Annotated in this window: 17 protein-coding genes; 11 read left to right on the top strand and 6 right to left on the bottom strand. The window is 68.8% G+C overall.

Annotation, left to right across the window (positions count from 1 at the left end; all coding sequences use genetic code 11):
* Positions 1-29 precede the first annotated feature (29 nt).
* The 5 genes from ACX9OW_RS16980 (at position 30) to ACX9OW_RS16960 (ending at position 5,137) form a co-directional block, all read left to right on the top strand.
* Positions 30-239 carry a DUF1656 domain-containing protein gene (locus tag ACX9OW_RS16980; protein WP_053517257.1) on the top strand — a complete coding sequence of 70 codons (210 nt, stop codon included), beginning with the start codon at positions 30-32 and terminating at the stop codon, positions 237-239.
* A complete protein-coding gene (locus ACX9OW_RS16975) occupies positions 236-1,153 on the top strand; it encodes an efflux RND transporter periplasmic adaptor subunit (protein ID WP_053517256.1) in 918 nt (305 codons plus the stop codon). Before ACX9OW_RS16980 ends, ACX9OW_RS16975 begins: the two co-directional genes overlap by 4 nt.
* On the top strand, positions 1,150-2,601 hold the full coding sequence (locus tag ACX9OW_RS16970) for an efflux transporter outer membrane subunit (protein ID WP_065174051.1): 1,452 nt from the start codon (positions 1,150-1,152) through the stop codon (positions 2,599-2,601). Before ACX9OW_RS16975 ends, ACX9OW_RS16970 begins: the two co-directional genes overlap by 4 nt.
* A gap of 3 nt (positions 2,602-2,604) precedes the next feature.
* The gene (locus tag ACX9OW_RS16965; protein WP_459062599.1) at positions 2,605-4,644 is read left to right on the top strand and encodes an FUSC family protein; all 2,040 of its coding nucleotides are present in this window, start codon (positions 2,605-2,607) and stop codon (positions 4,642-4,644) included.
* A 94-nt stretch (positions 4,645-4,738) separates the two neighbouring features.
* Positions 4,739-5,137, top strand: a complete 399-nt coding sequence (locus ACX9OW_RS16960; protein ID WP_053517252.1) for a hypothetical protein — start codon at positions 4,739-4,741, stop codon at positions 5,135-5,137.
* Between the two features lie 47 nt (positions 5,138-5,184).
* On the opposite strand, the gene recD is transcribed toward ACX9OW_RS16960, so the two are convergent.
* From recD to recC, 3 genes are read right to left on the bottom strand one after another with little or no spacing between them, the layout of a single operon-like run.
* A complete protein-coding gene (gene recD / locus ACX9OW_RS16955; protein WP_065182150.1) occupies positions 5,185-7,065 on the bottom strand; it encodes an exodeoxyribonuclease V subunit alpha in 1,881 nt (626 codons plus the stop codon).
* Entirely contained in the window at positions 7,062-10,736 is a 3,675-nt protein-coding gene (gene recB, locus ACX9OW_RS16950; RefSeq protein WP_459062598.1) for an exodeoxyribonuclease V subunit beta, read from the bottom strand. Before recB ends, recD begins: the two co-directional genes overlap by 4 nt.
* Positions 10,733-14,083 carry an exodeoxyribonuclease V subunit gamma gene (gene recC / locus ACX9OW_RS16945; RefSeq protein WP_262218822.1) on the bottom strand — a complete coding sequence of 1,117 codons (3,351 nt, stop codon included), beginning with the start codon at positions 14,081-14,083 and terminating at the stop codon, positions 10,733-10,735. The genes recB and recC overlap by 4 nt, the downstream gene beginning before the upstream one ends.
* Positions 14,084-14,273: 190 nt before the next feature.
* Here recC and ACX9OW_RS16940 point away from each other — a divergent pair, with 190 nt between their 5' ends.
* The 6 genes from ACX9OW_RS16940 to ACX9OW_RS16915 are packed head-to-tail and all read left to right on the top strand — an operon-like array spanning position 14,274 to position 18,360.
* A complete protein-coding gene (locus ACX9OW_RS16940) occupies positions 14,274-15,062 on the top strand; it encodes an ABC transporter ATP-binding protein (RefSeq protein WP_459062597.1) in 789 nt (262 codons plus the stop codon).
* The gene (locus ACX9OW_RS16935) at positions 15,062-15,811 is read left to right on the top strand and encodes an MlaE family lipid ABC transporter permease subunit (protein WP_053517248.1); all 750 of its coding nucleotides are present in this window, start codon (positions 15,062-15,064) and stop codon (positions 15,809-15,811) included. The genes ACX9OW_RS16940 and ACX9OW_RS16935 overlap by 1 nt, the downstream gene beginning before the upstream one ends.
* Before the next feature lie 58 nt (positions 15,812-15,869).
* Positions 15,870-16,394: an outer membrane lipid asymmetry maintenance protein MlaD gene (gene mlaD / locus ACX9OW_RS16930; RefSeq protein ID WP_053517247.1), complete on the top strand. Its 525-nt coding sequence runs from the start codon at positions 15,870-15,872 to the stop codon at positions 16,392-16,394.
* Complete coding sequence (locus ACX9OW_RS16925) at positions 16,391-17,053, top strand: MlaC/ttg2D family ABC transporter substrate-binding protein (protein WP_053517245.1); 663 nt, start codon at positions 16,391-16,393, stop codon at positions 17,051-17,053. The genes mlaD and ACX9OW_RS16925 overlap by 4 nt, the downstream gene beginning before the upstream one ends.
* A complete protein-coding gene (locus tag ACX9OW_RS16920) occupies positions 17,043-17,354 on the top strand; it encodes an STAS domain-containing protein (protein WP_053517244.1) in 312 nt (103 codons plus the stop codon). The genes ACX9OW_RS16925 and ACX9OW_RS16920 overlap by 11 nt, the downstream gene beginning before the upstream one ends.
* A gap of 1 nt (position 17,355) precedes the next feature.
* Complete coding sequence (locus tag ACX9OW_RS16915; protein WP_065174059.1) at positions 17,356-18,360, top strand: MlaA family lipoprotein; 1,005 nt, start codon at positions 17,356-17,358, stop codon at positions 18,358-18,360.
* 58 nt (positions 18,361-18,418) lie between these two features.
* Here the strand turns inward: ACX9OW_RS16915 and ACX9OW_RS16910 are convergent, their stop codons facing one another.
* The 3 genes from ACX9OW_RS16910 to ACX9OW_RS16900 all read right to left on the bottom strand — a co-directional run bounded on the left by ACX9OW_RS16910 (position 18,419) and on the right by ACX9OW_RS16900 (position 21,056).
* Positions 18,419-18,964: a glutathione peroxidase gene (locus ACX9OW_RS16910; RefSeq protein ID WP_065174060.1), complete on the bottom strand. Its 546-nt coding sequence runs from the start codon at positions 18,962-18,964 to the stop codon at positions 18,419-18,421.
* A 68-nt stretch (positions 18,965-19,032) separates the two neighbouring features.
* Positions 19,033-19,422: a hypothetical protein gene (locus ACX9OW_RS16905; protein ID WP_459062596.1), complete on the bottom strand. Its 390-nt coding sequence runs from the start codon at positions 19,420-19,422 to the stop codon at positions 19,033-19,035.
* 71 nt (positions 19,423-19,493) lie between these two features.
* Entirely contained in the window at positions 19,494-21,056 is a 1,563-nt protein-coding gene (locus tag ACX9OW_RS16900; protein WP_459062595.1) for a DNA recombination protein RmuC, read from the bottom strand.
* Positions 21,057-21,079 lie beyond the last annotated feature (23 nt).

The following is a 21,079-nucleotide window of genomic DNA, read 5'->3' as shown; positions in this document are numbered from 1 at the left end:
TCCCCTCCCCCATCTGCCCTGCCCTACCGATGCCTGGTGAATTCAGTCTCCACGGAGTGTTCGTCCCGACCCTGCTCGGGTTGATGCTGCTGGCCTATCTGCTCAACAGCGGTCTGCACGCGCTGCTGCAACGCGCCGGTGCCTACCGCCATGTCTGGCACCCGGCGCTGTTCAACCTGGCGCTGTACGGGATCGTGCTGGGCCTGCTTTTCCACCTTCTGCGTTGGATGCAATCGTGAACAAGATCGTGAAGAAGTCCCTGCCGGTGCTGCTCACCGGTGCCGCCGTGATCGTCGCGCTGCTGGTGCTGCGCCAGCTGTGGGTCTATTACATGGACGAGCCCTGGACCCGTGACGCCCATGTCGGCGCGGACGTGGTGCAGATGGCGCCGGATGTGTCCGGCCTGGTGGAGACGGTGAACGTCGCCGACAACCAGGCGGTGAAGAAGGGCGACCTGCTGTTCGTGGTCGACCGTGCGCGCTACCGCATCGCACTGGAGCAGGCACAGGCCAGCCTGGCCGAGCGCCAGGCGTCGGTGGCCCAGCTGAAGCGCGAGATCGGTCGTGATCGCAGCCTGCAGGACCTCGTCGCTGCCGAGGACGCCGAAGTGCGCCGGGCCAAGCTGCAGGCCGCACAGGCCGCGCTGGCCACGGCACAGGCCGCAGTCGATCTGGCCGAACTCAATCTGGGCCGCACCGAAGTGCGCGCACCGGCAGACGGCCGGGTCAACGACCGTACGCTGCGCGTCGGAGACTACGTGGTGGCCGGCAAACCGGTACTGGCGTTGCTGGATACCGGCTCATTCCGCATCGATGGCTATTTCGAGGAGACCCGCCTGCAGGGTGTGGTGCCCGGGCAGCGCGTGGACATCCGCCTGATGGGTGAATCCAGGCCATTGCAGGGACATGTGGAGAGCATCGCCGCCGGCATCGAGGACCGCTACCGCAGCAACGGCAGCAGCCTGTTGCCGAACGTCACACCCGCATTCGACTGGGTGCGGCTGGCGCAGCGCATTCCCGTGCGGATTGCCATCGATGATCTTCCCGCGGGTGTTGAGTTGATCGCCGGCCGCACCGCCACCGTGACGGTGGATACCGGCCGCCGCGCGGATGACAGCAAGGCCGGCCCCACGCCGACGCGGGGCCGCCTGTGAATACCGCACTGTCCCGCCTCGGCCTGATCGTCGCACTGGCCAGCCTGGCCGCGTGCAGGACCGTTGGTCCCGACTATGCACTACCGGAAGGCTCGGCATTCAAGCGCCCGGAGGCGAACGCGGCGTTCATCGATACGCAGAACCCGCAGATCGCCGCCAACCAGCCGCTGCCGGCGCGCTGGTGGTCGCTGTACGACGATCCGGTGCTGGACGGCCTGATCAGCCAGGCGCTGCGCGACAACGTTGAGTTGAAAGCCGCTGATGCCCACCTGCGCCGCGCGGCGGCCGTGTACGAACAGGCACTGGACGCCGGTGGCTTCGAGTACGAGGCCGAGGCCGGCGTCAGCCGCGCGCAGTTGTCGGCCGAATCGTTCCTGCAGGAACACGAACTGCCGGTGATCAACCTGGCCGATGGCAAGTTCGCGGTCAGCTATCAGTTCGATCTGTTCGGCAAGCTCAAGCGCGGTGCGGAAGCGGCGCGGGCCGACGAGCAGGCAGTCGCTGCGGCGCGCGACCTGGCCCAGGTCAGCGTTGTCGCACAGGTGGCCGACAGCTATCTGGAGATCTGCCACGCCAATCACGAACTGCACGTGGCCGAGCATTCGCTGCAGCTGCAGCAGCGCGGCCGCTCGGTGACCGAGCGGTTGATCGCGGCCGGCCGCGGCACGCCGCCGGAACTGGCCCGTGCCAATGCCCAGGTCGCCCTGCTGGAGGCCGCGTTGCCGCCGTTGCGCGCGCAGCGCTCGGCGGCGGCATACTCCCTGGCCGCCCTGCTCGGCCAGACCCCCGGCCAGTTGCCGGGCGGAGTGATCGACTGCGCACAGGCACCGTCGCTGACGCAACCGCTGCCGGTCGGAGATGGCCGTGCGCTGCTGCAGCGTCGTCCGGATGTGCGCCAGGCCGAACGCAGGCTGGCCGCGGCCACCGCGCGCATTGGCGTGGCTACCGCCGAACTCTATCCGGACATCCGTCTGGGGGCTTCGATCGGCGCCGCCGGCCTGCTGGAAGATTTCGGCCAGCCCATGACCCAGCAGTGGTCGATCGGGCCGCTGATCTCGTGGACGCTGCCGTCATCGGGCAGCCATGCACGCATCCACGCTGCCGAAGCGGGCGCCGATGCAGCGCTGGCCGAGTTCGACCACACCGTGCTGCAGGCACTGCGTGAGACGCAGACCGCTCTGGACCGCTACGCACAGGACCTGCGCCGACTGCAGTCGCTGCGCATCGCCCAGGAACAGGCCGCGCTGGCAGCCGAGCAGAACCGCCGGCTTTACCAGGGTGGGCGGACACCGTACCTGGCCAGCCTGGACGCCGACCGCAGCCTGGCCACCAGCGATGCCACACTGGCCGCGGCCGAAGCACAGGTCTCGCGCGATCAGATTCACCTGTTCCTGGTGCTCGGCGGTGGCTGGCAGGCGACGGCCGCTCCACGGGCCACGGCGAACTAAGTGATGAACGCCGTGACCGATCGCCAGGCGTGGCTGTTCTCGATCAAGACCTACCTGGCCGCGATCGCCGCCTTGTACATCGCCATGGCCGGCAACCTGTCGCGCCCGTACTGGGCGATGGGTACGGTCTACATCGTCAGCCAGCCGCTGCTGGGACCAACCCGCGCCAAGGGCGTGTACCGCATCATCGGCACCCTGGTGGCCGGCCTGGCCACACTGCTGGTGCTGCCCGCGCTGGTGGAAACCCCACTGCTGCTGAGCGCGGCGATGTCGTTCTGGCTGGCCGGCTGCCTGTTCCTGGCCCTGCTCAACCGCGGCCCGCGCGGCTATGCCTTCCTGCTCGCCGGCTATACGACCGCCTTCATCGGCTTCCCCGCCGTGACCTCGCCGGAGACGATCTTCGACACGGTCGTGGCACGCAGCGAGGAGATCATCCTCGGCACGGTGGTGGCGGTGCTGTTCGCCTCGCTGCTGTTCCCGGCTTCGGTGCGGCCGATGCTGCGCGCACGCATCGGCACCTGGATGGAGGATGCGGCGCAGTGGTGCCGGCAGATCCTGGAGCGAGGCCGCGCGCACGCACCTCGCAACCGCCTGGCCGCCGATCTGGTGCAGTTCGAGGCATTGATCGAGTTCCTGCGCCGCGATGATCCGCGCCACACCGGCGCGGCGGTCTCCATGGAGCGGCTGCGCGAGCGCATGCTGTTGCTGTTGCCGGTGCTTTCCTCCATTGCCGATCGCCTGAGTGCGCTGCGAAGCAATGGCCAGTCGCTGCCCGATGGGCTGCCGGCAGTGATCGACGACATTCACGAATGGCTGCAGCAACCGGCCAGTGCCAGTGATTACGCCCGCCTGCGTGCGCGCATCAGCGCAGTAAAGCCTCAGGTGGACCGCGACCTGCAGCACCTGCAGCTGGCCAGCCTGCTGCTGCGGCTGGAAGAGCTGGTGGACCTGTGGCAGGACTGCCGCACGCTGCAGCAGGCGATCGACCACGGCAACGCGCCGCTGGACCGCGCGCACTATCGCATCCGCACCGACCGGGTCGCGGCCGACAGGCACGTCGACTACGGCATGGCGCTGTTCTCGGCGCTCAGCGCCGGCGTGGCGCTGATGGGCTATTGCGTGCTGTGGATCGCGCTGGGCTGGGAAGGCGGTGGCAACGGCGCGATGATGGCTGCGGTAACGGCGGCCTTCTTCGCGGCACAGGATGATCCGGCACCGAGCATGGTCTCGTTCCTGGTGTGGGCGATGGTGGCCTCGCTGGTCGCAGGCGTGTACCTGTTCGGTGTATTCCCCGCCGTTCACGACTTCGGACTGCTGGCACTGGTGCTGGCGGTGGCGTTCCTGCCGCTGGGCCTGCTGCTGCACCACCCCAAGAGTGCGTTGTTTGCGCTGCCGCTGACGGTCAATCTGGCCGCGCTGCTCAGCCTGCAGAACACCTACAGCGCCAACATCCAGACGTTCGTGAACTCGTCAGTGGCGATGTTCATCGGCATCGGCTTTGCGGTGGTGATGACCCGCCTGTTCCGCTCGGTAGGTGCCGAATGGACCGCGCGGCGGCTGGTCCGGCAAGGCTGGACCACCCTGGCGGAAGCGGCCGAAGGCCGCGGACAGCAGGACCGGCAGCGCTTCGCCGCGCGCATGCTCGACCTGCTCGGGCTGCTGGCCCCCCGGCTGGCGGCGACGCCGGAAGGCAGCGACATCGCGTCGGTGGACATGCTCAATGAAGCCCGCATCGGCCTGAACATCCTGCAGCTGCGGCGTGCCCGGCTGGAACTGCCCGACCGCAGCCGCGAGGCCGTTGAGCAGATCCTGCAGGAGATTGCCGCGCACTATCGGCGCCAGGTCGCCGCACGCCGGCCGATCACCGCCGATCAGACGCTGCGCGAGCGGTTGGATGCCTCGCTGGGGCGGGTCGGCAGCGTGGCGGCCTGCAAGGCACGCGACGAGGCGTTGATGGGCCTGGTGGGCCTGCGCTTCGCCCTGTTCCCGGAGGCGAAAGCGTTGGCGCCGGGGCTGGCGGATGCTGCCGCTCCGTCGCTATAACGCGATCCGCCGGGCATGGCCCGGCGCTACCATCGCTACCCCGTAGCGCCGGGCGATGCCCGGCGGCCTTTCGCCCCGACAACAGGACGGTTCAATGAGTTACGACATGATGGTGTTCGAGGCCAGCGTCGCCCCGCGTGAGGCGGCAGCGTTCATCGCCTGGTTCGAGAAGCAGACCGCCTGGGGCGAGAACCACGAGTACGACGATCCGGTGGTCAGCAGTCCGGCGTTGCAGGGTTGGTTCGCCGCGATGGCACAGGAGTTCCCGCCCTTGAATGGTCCGCTGAGCAACGATGAGGACGATCGCGCCGAGGTCACCGACTACAGCATCGGCCGGCACGTCATCTACGGTGCGTTTGCCTACTCCGTGGCCGAGCGTGCGCATGGCCGGGTACAGGACCTTGCGGAGGAGCACGGGGTGGGCTTCTTTGATGTCAGTGCCGATGAAGCGGCCATCGTGTTCCCCGATGGCCTGGTGCTGATCGCGGAATGACGCCGGGTCGGATCCCGTTCCCGTTGGGAAGGGGATCCGACCCCGGTTCAGAACAACTGGCCCTGCACCGTGGGCTGTTCCATGCGCGCTGGTTGTTCGGCCACCTCTTCTGCACCCAGCCGCCAGGCCAGGCCGCCGATTCGACTGGCATGGCGCTTGAGCGCGGCCTGCAGCACATCGGCACTGGCCGCCACATGCAGGACCTGGCGGGCACGGGTCAGCCCGGTGTAGATCAGCTCGCGCGACAGCACGCGACTGTCCTGCCGTGGCAGTTGCAGCCAGACCTCATCGAACTCCGAGCCCTGTGCCTTGTGCACGGTCATTGCGAACGCGCTCTCGTGCGCCGGCAATGCGGCCGGATGGAAGGCGCGCGGCTGATCGGCGGTGTCGCCGGGGAACCACGCCACCATCGCGCCCGTGCTGTCGCGCAGGCAGATGCCGACATCGCCGTTGAACAAGCGATGCCGATAGCTGTTCTCGGTTACCAGCAGCAGGCGCCCCTGGAAGTAGCCCGGGGTGGTGCCGGCCAGCAGCTGTTCGATCCGCTCGTTGAGGCCACGGGCTCCCTGCGGCCCTTCACGCAGCGCGGTCAGCACGCGCAGGCGGCCGGCCTGCTGCAGTGCCAGGACCGGGTCCCGGATATCGGCCAATGCACGCCAGCGGCCCAGCAGATGCTCACGCTGGTCACGCAGCGGATCCGGCTCCCCTTCGTGGAAGCGGACTCCCGACAGTTCGCCACTGCGCAGCAGTCGCAGCGTGGTGACGCTGTCGCCATCGCGGACGGCACGCGCCAACGGTGCCAGATCCAATGCGTCGCTCTGCCGGTAACCGCGCTGCAGCTGCACCCGCCGACCGGTGAATGCATGGACCGGCGCCGGCGGCTGCAATGCCGGTGCCGCCAACACCCCCTGCAACGCCAGTGCATCATCGACGCGCGTGCCCATGCCATCACCGCTGGCTCGCAGGATCGCGCCCAGCACGTCGCCGGCTTCGACCGAGGGCAGCTGGTCAGGATCGCCGAGCAGGATCAGGCGGGTGCCGCTGGCGATGGCATCGACCAGCTTGGCCATCATCGGCAGATCGATCATCGACGCTTCGTCGATCACCACCACATCCAGCGGCAGCGGATTATCGGCGTGGTGGCGGAAGCGGGGCGAGTCGGGAATGACGCCCAGCAGGCGATGCAGCGTGGTACCGGTGGTAGGCAATGCGGCGCACAGCGCCGGGTCCAGGCCCTCCTCCTGCAACCGCTGCACGGCCAGACGCAGGCTTTCAGCCATCCGCTCTGCGGCGCGGCCGGTCGGTGCGGCCAAGGCCACCTTCGGCGGTGGCTGGCCGGCATGCGCTGCCTGCGCAGCCAGCAACAGCAGCAGGCGCGCGATGGTGGTGGTCTTGCCGGTGCCGGGTCCTCCGGTCACCAGCGCCAAGGGATGACGCAGGGTCACGCCTGCCGCGCGCGCCTGATGATCCTCGGCATCCCGGGCCTGCGGGAACAGCCGTGCGAACAGAGGCGCCAACGCGGGCAGATCCGGCGCCGGCAGCGGATGGCCGCCGATGCGCTGCAGGCCTGCCGCCAGCTGCCGCTCGTACTCGCGATAGCGGCGCAGGTACAGCAGGCCATTCTCCATCACCAGCGGGGCGTCATCTGCGACAGCATCGGCGCGCCCGGGGGTCGCGACCCAGGGCGAGGCGCGCAGCTGCTCGATCCAGGATTGCGGCGCCGGCCAGGCGGATACGCCTTCCAGCAGCCGGTGCGGCTGCGCCGGATCGAAACCGGCATGCCCCAGCGATACCGCCAGCGAGGCCAGGGCCGCCGCCAGGGCCACGTCCTCCGGGGTGTCCGTGCGCAGGCGCTGCAGGCCGGTCGCCAAGGCGTGGTCGATCGTCCGCAGCTGGCCATTGCGGTACAGATCCCTGAGCAGGCTCATGCGCTGGCTCCAAGCGCGCGTGCCGCCAGCTCGGTCTGGGCCTGCCTGCCTCCGGCGAACAACGCATCGAGCGCGTCCACCAGTTCGAGCGGGAAACGATCGGTGTAGACACCATTGCCAGTGCCATCCAGGCCGCGGCAGAACAGATAGCGGATGCCGCCCATGTCGCGTTCGTAGCGGTAGGCCGCCCCCAGCCGGAAGCGCAGCCAGCGATGCAGCGCGACGGTATAGATCAGGGCCTGCAGGTCGTACTCGCTGTGGCGCATGGCGATGGCCAGCAGGTCGGGGCTGTAGCCCGGCAGCCGGTTGGATTTGTAGTCGAGCACGTACCAGCGGCCATCGCGCACGTAGGTGAGGTCGATCATGCCGGTCATCAGCCCTTCCAGCCGGCGGCGCTGGCCGAAGCCCCGGCGCGCGCTGGCGATGCCATGGGCATGCAGTACATCCAGCAGCGCCGGCACAGCGGTCGGCTCGATGGCGAAGTGGAAGTCGATCTCGGCACGACGATCCTGCGCGGGCACGCTGTACAGCGCGCCGCCCTCCGGCAGCTCCGCGATGAGGGTCTGGCCGACCAGTGGCACCAGCACCGCGATGCCGTCATCCAGGTCCGCATCTGCATAGCCCTCTTCGCGCAATGCCTTGCGCAGCACGGCGGCCTGGCCTTCCGGCGCTTCCTGGCCAGGCTGCCAGGCGCCCCATGCGGCGAAGTCGACGTTCTCCATCGCTTCGTGCAGCACGTTGCCGAAGCGGCTGCCCATGAAACGCGGGTCGACCGGCGCGGCCTCTTCGGTCGCGGCAGGATCCGGCAGCGCGGGCTCCAGGGGCAGCTCCGCGCCAACCGGTTCGTCGGCCGCCGGCGCCGGAAGTTCGGTGGCGGCCGCCTCGATGTCACTGCCACTGCCGGCATCGGCATGGGCCAGCTGGGTGAAGCTGTATACCCACCAGTCGTGGGGCACGCGACGCGCCTGCGTGCGCACTGCCGGAAGTTCGCCGTCCATTTCCACCGCCAGCTGCGGCAGCTGCGCCACCGGCTCGCTGTCGTCGACCTGCACATCGGCGCACCCGCGCAGGGCCTGCAGGTCGCCCAGCAATGGCGCCAGTGGGGTCCTGGCAAGACCGGCGAGGTCACCGATGGCGATCCACAGCGCGTGCTCGGCTCGGGTCATGCCGACGTACAGCAGGCGCGCGTCCTCTGCCTGCTGTTCGTGCCGCGCCTGGCGGCTGACGGCGTCCCACACCTCGTCCCTGTCGAGCTTCCAGTGCAGCTGGCGCTCGCCGTCCAGATGCACGGTGCAGTGTGCAGCGCTGTTGTTCGCGCCGCGCTCGATGCCCACGAACGGCAGGAACACCAAGGGGTATTCCAGGCCCTTGCTCTTGTGCAGGGTGATGATCTGCACACGGCGCGCGTCCGATTCCAGGCGCAGCAGCTGCTGCTCATCGTCCTGGTCGGCGCTGGCCATCCGGCCCTGCAGCCAGTCCAGCAGGCCATGCATGCCCAGCGCCTGTGCCGACGCCTCCTGCAGCAGCTCGCCGAGCTGGAGGTAATTGGTCAGCCGGCGCTCGCCATCGATCAGCGCCAGCAGGCGTTCGCCCTGTGCGGCGCAGACGTCGGCGATCACCGCGAACGGGCCGCCGCGCTGCCATCGTTCGCGCCAGTGCAGCAGCTGCGCCTGGAATCCCCGCTGCAGGTCGCCTTCGCGTTCCATCGTTGCGATCGCACTGGCAGGCTGGCCGAGCAGCACGGTGGCCAGCGCGGTGCGCAGGCGGCCTTCGTCGGCCGGTTGCAGCAGGGCCAGCAGCAGCGCGCGCAGGTCGCGGGCTTCGCTGGTGGCGAACAGGCTCTGCCTGCCGGCTGCCACCGCGGGAATTCCAACAGCCGCCAGCGCACGCTGCACAAGCGTGGCCTCGCGATGCGAACGCACCAGAACGGCGATGTCAGCCGGCTGCACCGGGCGACCACGCAGCAGGGCCCTGCCGGCGCGCGCGTCCACCAGCACCTGGTGAATGGCGGCCACACACGCCCGCGTCGCTGCCTCGCGGGAGGCATCGGCAGCCAGCGGCATGTCACCGCCGCTGCGCAGCACGCGCAGGGTCAGGGCTGCGGCGGCATGGCCATCACGCTGGTAATCCGCATCTACACGTACGCCGCCCGGCCGCACCGGCTCGAAGCGGATGTCACGCTCGAGGAAGGCGTCCTCACCGCCGTTGTCGTACAGCATCTGCAGCACGCGCAGCAGCGCAGGCCGCGAGCGGAAATTCTGGTCCAGTGCCGGCGCAGGCTGCGCAACCTGCCTGGCCTTGAGGTAAGTATGGATGTCGCCGCCGCGGAAGCCATAGATCGCCTGCTTCGGATCGCCGATCAGGAACAGCGCTGGCGCCAGTCCCAGTTCGCGCACCTCCGGCGAATCGCCGAACAGGGTGTGGAAGATGCCCCATTGACGGTCATCGGTATCCTGGAATTCATCGACCAGGGCAATGCGGTACTGCGCGCGCAGCCGTTGCACCAGCGTCAGCCGTTGCGGCCCCTGCAGGGCAAGCGCCACGCCGTCGATCAGGTCATCGTAGGTCTGCACCCGTCGCGTCTGTTTCAACAGGGCCAGTCGCTGCGCGGCTTCGGCGCGCAGGGCGTGCAGGAAGCGGATCGCGCGCTGGCGAAGCCACGACATGACCACGTCGGCGGCATCCCACCAGGCCTGCAATGCGTCGAAGAGGGGTGCATCCGGGCATGCGCCCTGCTGATCGTCCCGGCAGAGCGCCTGCATCGAAGTGGGCAGCAGCTTCTCCAGATGGAGTTTTCCATCGCGTGACCAGTCCGCGCCGGCCTGCCCGGCGACCAGGGTGGAGAATGCCTTGTCGAAGCTCGGCCGCTTGGCACGACGTCCATCGAAGACCTTCTTCTCGAACGCCGTGGCGATCTGCCCACGGGCCGCATCAAGACCGGAGTCGATGGCGGACGCGAGGACCTGCGCGGCCTGCAGCATCCGCGGCCGCGGATCGTCCGGCAGCGTCGGCAATGGCAATGGATGCAGCGGCGGTGCGGCCAGCAGCGCGCGCAGGTCGCCTGCCAGTGCGTCCGGGCTCGACCACAACAAGGTCAGCGGCTCCAGTGTGGCCGGATCGTTGGCGTGCACGCGCCACAGGTCAGCCGCCAGTTCCTCCATCAGCTCGCGGTCGCTGGTCAGCAGCTCCGGAGGATCGAAGGTGTGGCCGCTCTCCAGTGCGTGCTCGCGCAGCACGCGGGTGCAGAAGCCGTGGATGGTGAAGATCGCGGCCAGATCGATTTCGTCGGCAGCGACCTGCAGGCGACGCTTCAGCGCCGCCGCGCTCTCATTGCCGGCATCGAGATGGCGCCACAGGATCTGCCGGGTCAACCGCATGTCGGGTGCCTCGCCGTCGCCCGGAGGCAGGTCGACCATCCGCGCGGCCAGCGCCAGTCGCTCACGGATGCGCTTGCGCAGTTCCTGGGTAGCGGCATCGGTGAAGGTCACCGCCAGGATCTGGCCGATACGCAGGCCCTGCTCGACCACGAGCCGGGTGAACAGCGTGGCCAGGGTGAAGGTCTTGCCGGTGCCGGCACTGGCTTCGATCAGGCGGACGCCATCCAGGGGCAGTGCGAGATACGGGTCGATACCGGGATGTTCGATGGGGCTGCCTGCCACGGTAGCGTTCATCCGGTGACCTCTGTATGTGAACCGGCGCCGGGCACGCGGCCTTCGCGCAGCGCGCCGAACACCACCTGGCTGTTGTGCAGCAGCTCGGCATACCGGGCATCGTCTGCGAAGGGATCGGCACCGCGCATCAGCAACTGCCAGGCGTCACTGCGGGATTCGCCCCAGCTGCGGTCGCTGCCATGCCACTGCTTCCAGCCCTCGCTGCGCTGTTTCTCGCCGCTGGTCGTGTACAGCACCCAGCCGGTGTAGGGAGCGAACCACAACGGCTCACGCAGGCCACGCCGGCGCAGCTGCAGCAGCGCGCGCAGGGCGGCCCGCGCCGCGGGCACGGACAGTGCCGGCAGGACGTGCGGACCCTGACCGGCGTCACCGCCGTCGTGGAACTGGACCAGCGGCAACGCGTCGCCTGCCGCATTGGCCAGCAGCCAGTCCAGCCCCTGGCGGATCACCGCGTTGCCGTTGAGCGTGCCCGCGCGCAGCCGCACCAGACCACCGGGATGGCGATCGGCAACCCGGCCGTGCAGGCGCACGCCGTCGATCTGGACCTCATAGCGGCGGCTTTCCGGCTGTACGCCCTGCATCCAGCCCAGCATTGCGTCGGCATAGGGGCGGGTCTTCGATTGTTCCACCTCGAACTGCCGCTCGCCCAGCGCGCCGGATGGCACCAGCGCGCGTGCGCGCAGCCTCGGGTAGAGCGGGTCGTCATCGCCGGTGAGGGTGGCACGCACCACCGCGGCCTGCACACTGCGCGTGTCCGGCCCTCGCGCGGACAGCACCAGCGGCTCCAGATCGACGACGTCCTCGACCTCATCGGCCAGTCGAAGGCCCAGAGACTGCGACAGGAACTGCCCAGCCGGGTCGCACAGGAACCGACGCAGGCTTTCCAGAGACAGTTCCTCTTCCACCGCAGCTTCGACCGGCGGCGGCAGCGCCGCCGCGTCGAACCACGGCGACAGCCCGCCACGCTGCCCGGCCAGGCGACCGGCTGCGGGATGCCATTGCCGGCGGTAGCTGAAGCGACGCGGGTCGCCATCGCCGAACGCGGCGGGGGAGAACGGCTGCAGCGCGTGGCGGACCGTGAATGCCGCGGCGGCGGCGGCTGGATCGAGGTGGTAGGCCGCCACGGCGTCGATCAGCTCGCTGACCAGCACCGACGGTTCCCGCACGCTGCCATCGCGCGGATCGGCGCCGAGGTAACTGAGGTAGAACACGTCCTGTGCGGCGGCGAACAGCTGCAGGAACAGGAAGCGATCGTCCTCGCGGGTGGAACGGTCGCCCGGGCGGCGTCGGGGCGTGTCCAGTTCGGCGGTGAGCTGGTTCAGGCCGGCCGCCGGATCGCGACGCGGGAAATCGCCATCATTGAGGCCGAGTACGCAGATCACCCGGAACGGCAGCAATCGCATCGGCACCATGCGGCCGAAGCTGATGCCGCCGGTCAGCAGCGGTGCACGCGTGTCGGCTTCGGCCAGGGCGGAGGCGAAATGCGCACGTATCACTTCGGGAGGCACCCCGTCGCTGAAGCCGGCCTTGTCCGCGTCTTCGGCGAACTGGTTGAGCAGTTTGCGCAGCCGCTCCAGCGCGCGCTGGCTGTTGGGTGAGCCGGGCGGGGTCGGCAGCAGCGCATCCAGCAGCGACAGCAGGCGCTGCCGCCACTGCGCCGGAGTCAACGTCTCGCCAAGACGGCGCTGGTAGGCGGCCAGTACCCGCAGCAGGCGCAGCAGGCGGTCCAGCGCATCCAGCGCGCCACCTTCCAGCCCGGTCCACGGCGCGACGCCGGCCAGGTCGGCATCGCTGCCGGTGGCATGGCCCAGCAGCAGGCGATCCAGCGCGAACTGCCAGGTGTAGGCATCATCCGGTGGCGCGCCGTGCCGGGCGCGATGGTCCGCATCCAGCCCCCAGCGTGCGCCCGCCTGCTGCAGCCAGCCATGCAGGCGGTCGAAGTCGGTCGCGTCCAGTCCGGCTGCCTCGGCCAGGGGCGCGCTGGCCAGCAGGTCCAGCATTTCATTCAGGCCGAACCGCGAGACCGGCAGGCCAATCAGGTGCACGAACACATCGGCCAGCGGTTCGCCCGCCAGCGGACTGCTGTCGGCCAACGCGTAGGGAATGTGGTCGTCCTCGCCGCCGCGGCCACCGAACACGGCCTCCAGGTAGGGCACGTAGGGATCGATGTCCGGCGCCAGCACGGCGATCTCGCGGGCCTGCAGCGGCGGGTCGAAGCGGTCATCCTCAAGCAGGCCACGCAGCTGGTCGTGCAGGACCTGCAGTTCGCGCAGGCGGGTGTGGCAGGCGTGCACCTGCAGGCTGGGATCATCGCCGGCCAGGCCATCACGCAGTTCGCCGGACGGCAGCGCCCGACGGTGGAACAGATCGCGCTGCAGGCGGTGCAGCAGGCTGTCGGACAGGCCGCCGTCGGCCATCGTCGGCCGCGCGTCGTCTTCCGGGTCGATGTAGGCGGCGATCTCACCGGCCGGGTGTACCACTTCATAGCTGCCCAGCACCGCCATGAAGTCGCGGCCGGCTGCGCCCCAGGCTTCCAGCAGGCGGTTTTCTCCCGCCGCTTCGCCGAAGGGATCGGGAGCGCCGCTGCGCAGCCGCTCGGCCAGGGTCTGCAGGTCGCCCCAGTACGACTGCACCGGGGTGGGGAGGTAGAAATGCAGTTCGCCCACCCGCGCCTGGGTCGCCATGACCCGCAGCACGTCCGGGGAGATGTTGAGCGTCGCGAATGCGGACATGCGCGGCGGCAACCCCTGCGGCAATGGCTGGCCGGCACCCTCGAAGCGGTCCAGGTAGGTCTGGATGCGGCGCGCGCGGTAGCCATGCCCACCGGCAACGGCGCGCCACAGGATCGCCTGGGGATCGGCCGGGTCGGCCCCGGCCTCCCAGCGCAGCAGCCAGTCGCGCCGCCAGGCCTGGTATTTCTCGAACACCGACGCCAGCTCGCCGGCCAGGGCCCAGGGTTTCAGCCCATCGCTGCCGGCCAGATAGGACTGCAGCGCGCGCATCGGTGGTTGCCCGAGCAGCGCCGGATCGCGCAGCGCCCGGTACAGCCGCCAGTGCAGGCCGGCAGCATCGAGATCGTCGGCTTCGCCATCGACGTTGGCGTTGAGCGCACGGGCGACGAACTCACCCGGGGTGAGGAATTCGAGGTTGGCGGCGACACCGTATTCGGCGGCCAATGTCGCCTGCAGCCAGCGCCGCATCGCCACCTGCGGGATCAGCACCACGTCCGGTGCGAGCAGCGGCTGCCCTGGCATCGGCGCACGGACGTTGCGTGCCAGCAGCGCGGCCAGCACATCCAGCGAGTTGGAATGGTAGAGGCGGAAGTCGCTGCCCGGGTCACTCATCATGCACAGTGTGCAGCACGGCTGGCAGTATTCAATGGTCAAACCTGTCACCGGCACGGATTGTTCCGGGTCGCCCGGCGATTGTCCCGACCTGCCCGGGGCCCTGCCGTGCCACAATACTGCACCGTCCAGTCTGCTTATGTTCAGCCGGCTGACCCGATCCTTCGATGTCGAAAAAATGTTAATGGTGCCCATGTCGGCTTCCACCTCCAGTCTGGTGCAGTTGTCCAACGTCCGCATCGACCGGAGCGGACGCACGATCCTGCGCGACGTTTCCCTGCAGGTGCCGAAGGGCAGCATCACCGCCGTGCTCGGTCCTTCCGGCAGCGGCAAGTCGACCCTGCTGGCCGCGCTGACCGGCGAACTGCGCCCGGCGGCCGGCGATATCACCCTGTTCGGCAAGCCGATCCCGCACCGCAGCGCCGAGCTGCTGGAGATGCGCAAGAGCGTCGGCGTCCTGCTGCAGGGCAATGGCCTGCTGACCGACCTCACCGTGGCCGAGAACGTCGCCCTGCCGCTGCGCACCCACACCCTCCTGCCGGCGGCGGTGCTGCGCCGGCTGGTGCAGATGAAGCTGCATGCGGTGGGATTGCTGGCCGCGGCCGACGCCTGGCCGCGCGAGCTGTCCGGCGGCATGGCGCGCCGCGTGGCGCTGGCCCGTGCGCTGGCGCTGGATCCGCCGCTGATGATCTATGACGAGCCGCTGACCGGGCTGGACCCGATCGCGTCCGGAGTGATCATGAGCCTGATCCAGCGTCTCAACCACAGCCTGGGACTGACCAGCATCATCGTCAGCCACCACGTGCACGAGACGCTGCCGATCTGCGACCAGGTGATCGCCATCGCCAACGGCGGCATCGTCTTCCAGGGCACGCCCGACGCGCTGCAGTCCAGCCAGGACCCGTTGCTGCGTCAGTTCCTGCACGGCCAGCCCGATGGCCCCATCCCGTTCGACGCCGAGCCGCGCGCGAGGGTCGCCTGATGCCCTTCATCCAAGCCACCCGCTCGCTGGGCCGCGCCGGCCTGTTCTCGCTGACCGTGCTGCGCGGTTCGCTGCCGACCCGTGATTTCCTGAGCGAACTGACCCGCGAGATCTACAAGATCGGCGCGCGCTCGCTGCCGATCATCGCTGTCGGCGGCGCCTTCGTCGGTCTGGTGTTGACCCTGCAGGGCTACCGCACGCTGACCACCTTCGGCGCGGCCGATGCCCTGTCGACCCTGCTCGGCTTGTCGCTCTACCGTGAACTGGCCCCGGTGCTGACCGCGCTGCTGTTCATCGGCCGTGCCGGCAGCTCGATCGCCGCCGAACTGGGCCTGATGCGCGCCACCGACCAGATCAAGGCACTGGAGCTGATGGCGATCGACCCGGTGGCCAAGGCCGTGGCGCCGCGCTTCTGGGCAGCCGTGCTGACCGTGCCGCTGCTGACCGGCATCTTCTGTTCGCTGGCGATCAGCGCCAGCTACTTCGAAGCGGTCCACGTGCTCGGCCTGGACAATGGCGTGTTCTGGTCGGCGCTGCGCAACAGTGTCGACTTCTGGGACGATTTCGGCGTGGCGATGCTGAAGTCGGCGATCTTCGGCGGCACTGCAGCCCTGGTCGCCGCCTATGTCGGTTTCCACGCCGAGCCGACCATCGAAGGCACTTCGGTGGCCACCACCCGTGCGGTGGTCAATGCCTCCCTGCTGGTGCTGATGTTCAACTTCGTGCTGTCGGCAATGCTGTTCACCTAACCCTTCCATCGGCGGTGCGCGGTGCGCGCGGCCACAACGACTCGATCAGGTACTCCCCATGGCCATCCGCGGTCCCAGACTCGAATTCTCCGTCGGCGCATTCCTGCTGCTGGCCCTGGCGTCGCTGCTGGTGCTGGCCGTGGCTTCCACCAACCAGCGCTGGAGCTGGGGCGGTGACGGCTACGAGCTGAAGGCGCGCTTCTCCCAGGTCGGCCAGCTGCGCAAGCAGGCGCCGGTCAAGATCGGCGGCGTTACCGTCGGCCAGGTTGCCGCGATCGACCTGGACCCGGTCAAGTTCGAATCCATCGTGACCCTGCGCATGGACAGCAAGGTCAAGGACCTGCCGGCGGATACCTCGGCCGGCATCTTCACCAGTGGTTTGCTGGGCGAGAGCTATATCGGTCTTCAGCCCGGTGGTGATCCGGAAGTGCTCAAGCCCGGTGAGGAGATCGTCTTCACCCAGCCGGCAGTGGACCTGATCCAGCTGGTCGGCAAGTACATGTTCAGTGGCGGCGCCGGCGGCGGCGCAGACCCGAAGCCCAACGATGGCGCACAGGCGCCTGCAAAGGAACCGCAACCATGAAGATGAAACTGATCCCGGCCCTGCTCGCGTCCTCGCTGCTGCTGGCGACCCCGTTGCTCGCCCAGGCGCAGGCCGCGGCCCCCGCTGCCGCCGCTCCGCAGGCCCAGGCCGGCAAAGTGGTGATCGATGCCAGCAGCCGCATCCTGTCCACCCTGCAGCAGCGCAAGAGCGAGTTCAGCAGCAATCCGTCCAGCCTGCGCTCCTACATCGACAGCGAACTGAACCGCACCTTCGACCGCGACTACGCGGCGCGCCTGGTGCTGGGCACGCATGCACGCGGCGCGTCGGATGCGGACATCAAGCTGTTCGCCGATGCGATGGCCGACAGCCTGATGCAGCGCTACGGTTCGGCCCTGCTGAACATCCAGGGCAGGCCGAGCTTCCGCCTGAAGGGTGAAAGCCCGCTGCCCGGCAACCGCGGCGTGCGCGTGAGCACCGAGCTGGTGCGTGCGGGCAACGAACCGACGCCCGTCGAGTACTGGATGCGCAACGTGAACGGCCAGTGGAAGATCTTCGACGTCAACATCGAGGGCATCTCCTACGTGCAGACCTTCCGCAACCAGTTCGACAGTCCCCTGCGCCAGAAGGGCATCCGACAGGTGGCCAACGAACTGCACAGCGGCAGCATCCAGGCCGGACCGGCCGGCAATGGCAAGTAACGCGCTGGCACTGCTGGAAGGCGGCACCCTGCGCCTGCGCGGGGCGCTGGATCGTGCCGCTGTCATTGCGCTGTGGCCGCAGCTGCAGGCGTTGCCGGCGCAGCTGGCACGGCTGGAACTGGGCGAGGTCGAGCGCGTGGACAGCGCCGGCCTGGCCCTGCTGGCCGAACTGGCCGCGCGCGCGCGCAAGGCCGGCCACCCCCTGGTGATCTCCGGCATGCCCGCCGGCTACAACGAACTGAGCGCAGCCTACCGGCTGTCGCCCGACCTGGATTTCAACGCTACTTCTGCTGCGAGCTGACATGAACGTCGTACGCGCTCTCCCCCTGATCGTCCTGGCCGCCGCGCTCAGCGCCTGTGCCGGCAAGCCCGCGCGCAGCGATGCGCCGGTTGCCGATACGCTGGTTCCGGCCAGCCCGACCGCCGCCACCGATACCGCCACCGATGCCCCCGCACCGGCAGCGGAGCCCACCCCCGTGGCCAGCGGCGAAACGGCCACGGCCAATACGCCTCCGGCCACGGACGCGTCTGCTGGAACCAGTGCCTCGGCTGCCGCTGCGCAGCCCGGCGGCGACGATGATTTCGACGCGCTGTACGGCGCCGACGGTGCGGCTGGCAACGCGGTGGCCTACGACCCGTGGGAACCGTTCAACCGCAAGGTGCACCGGTTCAACGTGGCGGTCGACAATGCCGTCGCGCGACCGCTGGCGACGGCTTACACCCACGTGGTGCCACGCTTTGCCCGCACCGGTGTGAGCAACTTCTTCAGCAACCTGCGCTCGCCGGTGACGATCGTCAACCAGCTGCTGCAGGGCCGTCCGGATGATGCCTGGGACACGCTGGGTCGCTTCCTGATGAACTCGACGCTGGGTATCGGTGGCCTGTTCGATCCGGCCAGCAAGGCGATGGTCGCCAACCGCAAGGAAGACTTCGGCCAGACGCTGGGTGCATGGGGCTGGCGTCGCTCGCGCTACGTCGAGCTGCCGTTCTTCGGTCCCCGCACCGTGCGTGATGTGTTCGGCCTGGCCGGCGACATGCCGCTCTCGCCGATCCGCAACATCGAAGAGGACAAGGTCCGCATCGGCCTGCAGGGCCTGCAGCTGGTCGACAGCCGCGCGCAGCTGCTGGCGGTGGACGATCTGCGCAGTTCGGCGGTGGACGAGTACGCGCTGGTCCGCGATGCGTGGCTGCAGCGTCGCAACTACCAGATCGAGAACGATCTGCGTGGCAAGCGCAACCGCGGCCAGGACGATCCCAACTCGCCGATCCCGATCGATGCGATGCCGATGCCGCAGTGGGGCAACTGAGTCCTGCCGGCACCCCATGAAAAAACCCCGCCTCGGCGGGGTTTTTCATGGCGGGCGATCAGGCGCCCAGTGCGGCGTCGACGGCCTCGCGCAGACGCGCATCATCGGCGGCCACATCCGGCGCGAAGCGGGCGATGACCGCGCCGTCGCGGCCCACCAGGAACTTCTCGAAGTTCCACAACACCGCCGGCGCCGGGTGGATCGGAATCTCCTTGCTGGACAGTCGCTCGCGCAGCGGGCCTTCGCCGATGGCCTGCGGCTGCGCGGCGATCAGCTGCTGGTAGAGCGGGTGCGTGTCATCGCCGGCCACGCTGATCTTGGCGAACATCGGGAATGTGACATCGTAGGTCAGCTGGCAGAACTGCTGGATCTCCGCCTCGCTGCCCGGCTCCTGGCCAAGGAAATTGTTGGCCGGGAAACCGAGCACTTCCAGCCCCTGTGCCTGCTTCTGCGCATACAGCGCCTGCAGGCCCTCGTACTGCGGGGTCAGGCCGCACTTGGAGGCGACGTTGACCAGCAGCAGCACCTTGCCCTGGTAATCGGCAAGACTGGACGGCTGGCCGTCGATGGTGGTGAGGGGAATGTCCTGGATCGGGGTGCTCACGCGGGGTGCTCCGGCAACAGCGGGGAATGGCCCATCAGCATAGCGCCACGTGGCTGCGCCGGAACGCCTCAATCCACGCAGAGCGTGCCCTGTGCCTTGCCGTCGTCGATGCGCTGACGACAGCCGAAGTTCTGGCTGACGTCACGCTGGCAGGTGCCGGTGGCTGCCGTGCCGGCGGCGATGCCGTCGCTGGCCAGGCATTGGCCGGTGCAGTCACGCTTGCTGCTGCAGGTCTTTCCTGCGTCGGCGTATGGAATCACGCACTGCAGGCGCTGCAGGCGTCCCAGCGGCTGCAGGGTGCCGCCGGCGGCCTGGCAGTCCACATCCCGCGCATCCTGGTAGGCCTGCGTGGCCTCTGGGTCTGGCTGGGCATCACCGGCCTGCGTGGCAGGCGGTGTACTGCTGCATGCAGCAAGCACTGCGGCCAGGGCCGCACTGGCGGCAAGGTGGAAACGCATGGCGGTACCTGTTGGTGATGGACAGGCCGCCAGCATACGCATCGCCCCCGTCGGCAGGGTGTCTGCGTCGCTCAGCGGGCGTCGGTCCCGCCTTCACTTCCATCATCCTCGCCGCTGCCTTCCGCATCCCCTTCGCCCAGGTCGCCGAGCAGCGATTGCGCCTGATCGGTGGCCAGCGATTCCACTCCGCGCAGCCTGCGCTCGATGGTGCGCGTCTTGCGGCTGGCGTCGCCGATGCTGCGGCCCACGGTGCTGATCTGCTTCTCGGCCTTCTCGAGGATGCCGGCGAACTTGCCGAATTCGCTCTTCACCGCCCCCAGCAGGCTCCACACCTCGCTGGACCGCTGCTCGATGGCCAGCGTGCGGAAACCCATCTGCAGGCTGTTGAGCAGAGCGGTGACCGTGGTCGGCCCGGCCACGACCACGCGGTGATCGCGCTGCAGGCCGTCGACCAGGCCCGGACGCCGGATCACTTCGGCATACAGGCCCTCGGTAGGCAGGAACATCACTGCGAAATCCGTGGTGTGCGGCGGCACGATGTACTTCTCGCAGATCGACTTGGCCTGCACCCGCACCGCGCGCTCAAGCTGGATGCCCTGCAGGCGCACGCCCTCGGCATCGCCCTGCTCCTGCGCATCGAGCAGGCGCTCATAGTCCTCACGCGGGAACTTGGAGTCGATCGGCAGCCATACCGGCGTGTCGTCGTTCCTGCGGCCCGGCAGGCGCACGGCGATGTCGACCATCTCGCCACTGTCTGGACGGACCTTGACGCCCCGCGCGTACTGCTCCTGGGTCAGGGTCTGCTCGAGAATGTTCTCCAGCTGCACTTCGCCCCAGCTGCCGCGGTTCTTGACGTTGGTCAGCACGCGCTTGAGGTCGCCGACGCCGGTGGCCAGCTGCTGCATCTCGCCCAGCCCGCGCTGCACCTGCTCCAGGCGTTCGGAGACCAGGGTGAACGACTGGCCCAGTCGTGTTTCCAGCGTCGACTGCAGCTTCTCATCGACGGTGTGGCGCATCTGCTCCAGCTTCTGGGCGTTGTCGTTCTGCAGCGCGCGCAGCTGTTCTTCCAGAGTGGCGCGCATCTCGGCGATGCGCTGTTCATTGCGCTGGGTCAGCTCCTGCAGCCGCAGGCCCAGGCTATCGGTCAGACGCTGCTGGGACAGCGCCCCCTCCTCGCGGCCCTTGCGTGCATCGTCCACCAGGGTCTGGCGCAGCGCGCCGAGCTGGGCATCGGTGCGGCCGGTGAGTTCCTGCAGCTGCTGGCCGAAGGCATGAATGCGCGCCTCCTGCTGCTGGCCGAAGCTCTCCAGCTGGCCTCGCAGTTCCTGCAGCCGCTGCGCCAGCAGGGCGCCGCTGCGCTGCTGGCTGTCGGCGGCTTCGGCGCGTGCCTTGCGTGCATCCTCGCCCAGCGCCTCGCGCAGCAGGTCCAGGCGCTGGTCGGTGCGGGTCGACAGGTCGGTCAGCGCCCGGGCAAAGCCATCCAACTGTTCGCGCAGTTCACTGCGGCCCGTCCGCGCCTCCTCGCGTACGGCCTGCTCCAGCCGATCATGCGGTGGGCGGCGCAGCAGGGCGACCAGCTGCAGGATGAGTACGACCAACAGGAGGCCGGCGATGAGCAGGGATTCGGTTTGCATGGCACCAGTGTAGGCTGGGCCAG

It is taken from the genome of Stenotrophomonas genospecies 5, assembly GCF_054473825.1.
This window is presented reverse-complemented; position numbering and strand designations above follow the sequence as displayed.

What these genes read in the sequence shown, in the direction of transcription:
- ACX9OW_RS16980 (WP_053517257.1), top strand. Translation starts at nt 30, where the DNA reads ATGCCTGGTGAATTCAGTCTCCACGGAGTGTTCGTCCCGACCCTGCTC.
- ACX9OW_RS16965 (WP_459062599.1), top strand. Translation starts at nt 2,605, where the DNA reads ATGAACGCCGTGACCGATCGCCAGGCGTGGCTGTTCTCGATCAAGACC.
- ACX9OW_RS16960 (WP_053517252.1), top strand. Translation starts at nt 4,739, where the DNA reads ATGAGTTACGACATGATGGTGTTCGAGGCCAGCGTCGCCCCGCGTGAG.
- recD (WP_065182150.1), bottom strand. Translation starts at nt 7,065, where the DNA reads ATGAGCCTGCTCAGGGATCTGTACCGCAATGGCCAGCTGCGGACGATC.
- recB (WP_459062598.1), bottom strand. Translation starts at nt 10,736, where the DNA reads ATGAACGCTACCGTGGCAGGCAGCCCCATCGAACATCCCGGTATCGAC.
- recC (WP_262218822.1), bottom strand. Translation starts at nt 14,083, where the DNA reads ATGATGAGTGACCCGGGCAGCGACTTCCGCCTCTACCATTCCAACTCG.
- ACX9OW_RS16940 (WP_459062597.1), top strand. Translation starts at nt 14,274, where the DNA reads ATGTCGGCTTCCACCTCCAGTCTGGTGCAGTTGTCCAACGTCCGCATC.
- ACX9OW_RS16935 (WP_053517248.1), top strand. Translation starts at nt 15,062, where the DNA reads ATGCCCTTCATCCAAGCCACCCGCTCGCTGGGCCGCGCCGGCCTGTTC.
- mlaD (WP_053517247.1), top strand. Translation starts at nt 15,870, where the DNA reads ATGGCCATCCGCGGTCCCAGACTCGAATTCTCCGTCGGCGCATTCCTG.
- ACX9OW_RS16925 (WP_053517245.1), top strand. Translation starts at nt 16,391, where the DNA reads ATGAAGATGAAACTGATCCCGGCCCTGCTCGCGTCCTCGCTGCTGCTG.
- ACX9OW_RS16920 (WP_053517244.1), top strand. Translation starts at nt 17,043, where the DNA reads ATGGCAAGTAACGCGCTGGCACTGCTGGAAGGCGGCACCCTGCGCCTG.
- ACX9OW_RS16915 (WP_065174059.1), top strand. Translation starts at nt 17,356, where the DNA reads ATGAACGTCGTACGCGCTCTCCCCCTGATCGTCCTGGCCGCCGCGCTC.
- ACX9OW_RS16905 (WP_459062596.1), bottom strand. Translation starts at nt 19,422, where the DNA reads ATGCGTTTCCACCTTGCCGCCAGTGCGGCCCTGGCCGCAGTGCTTGCT.
- ACX9OW_RS16900 (WP_459062595.1), bottom strand. Translation starts at nt 21,056, where the DNA reads ATGCAAACCGAATCCCTGCTCATCGCCGGCCTCCTGTTGGTCGTACTC.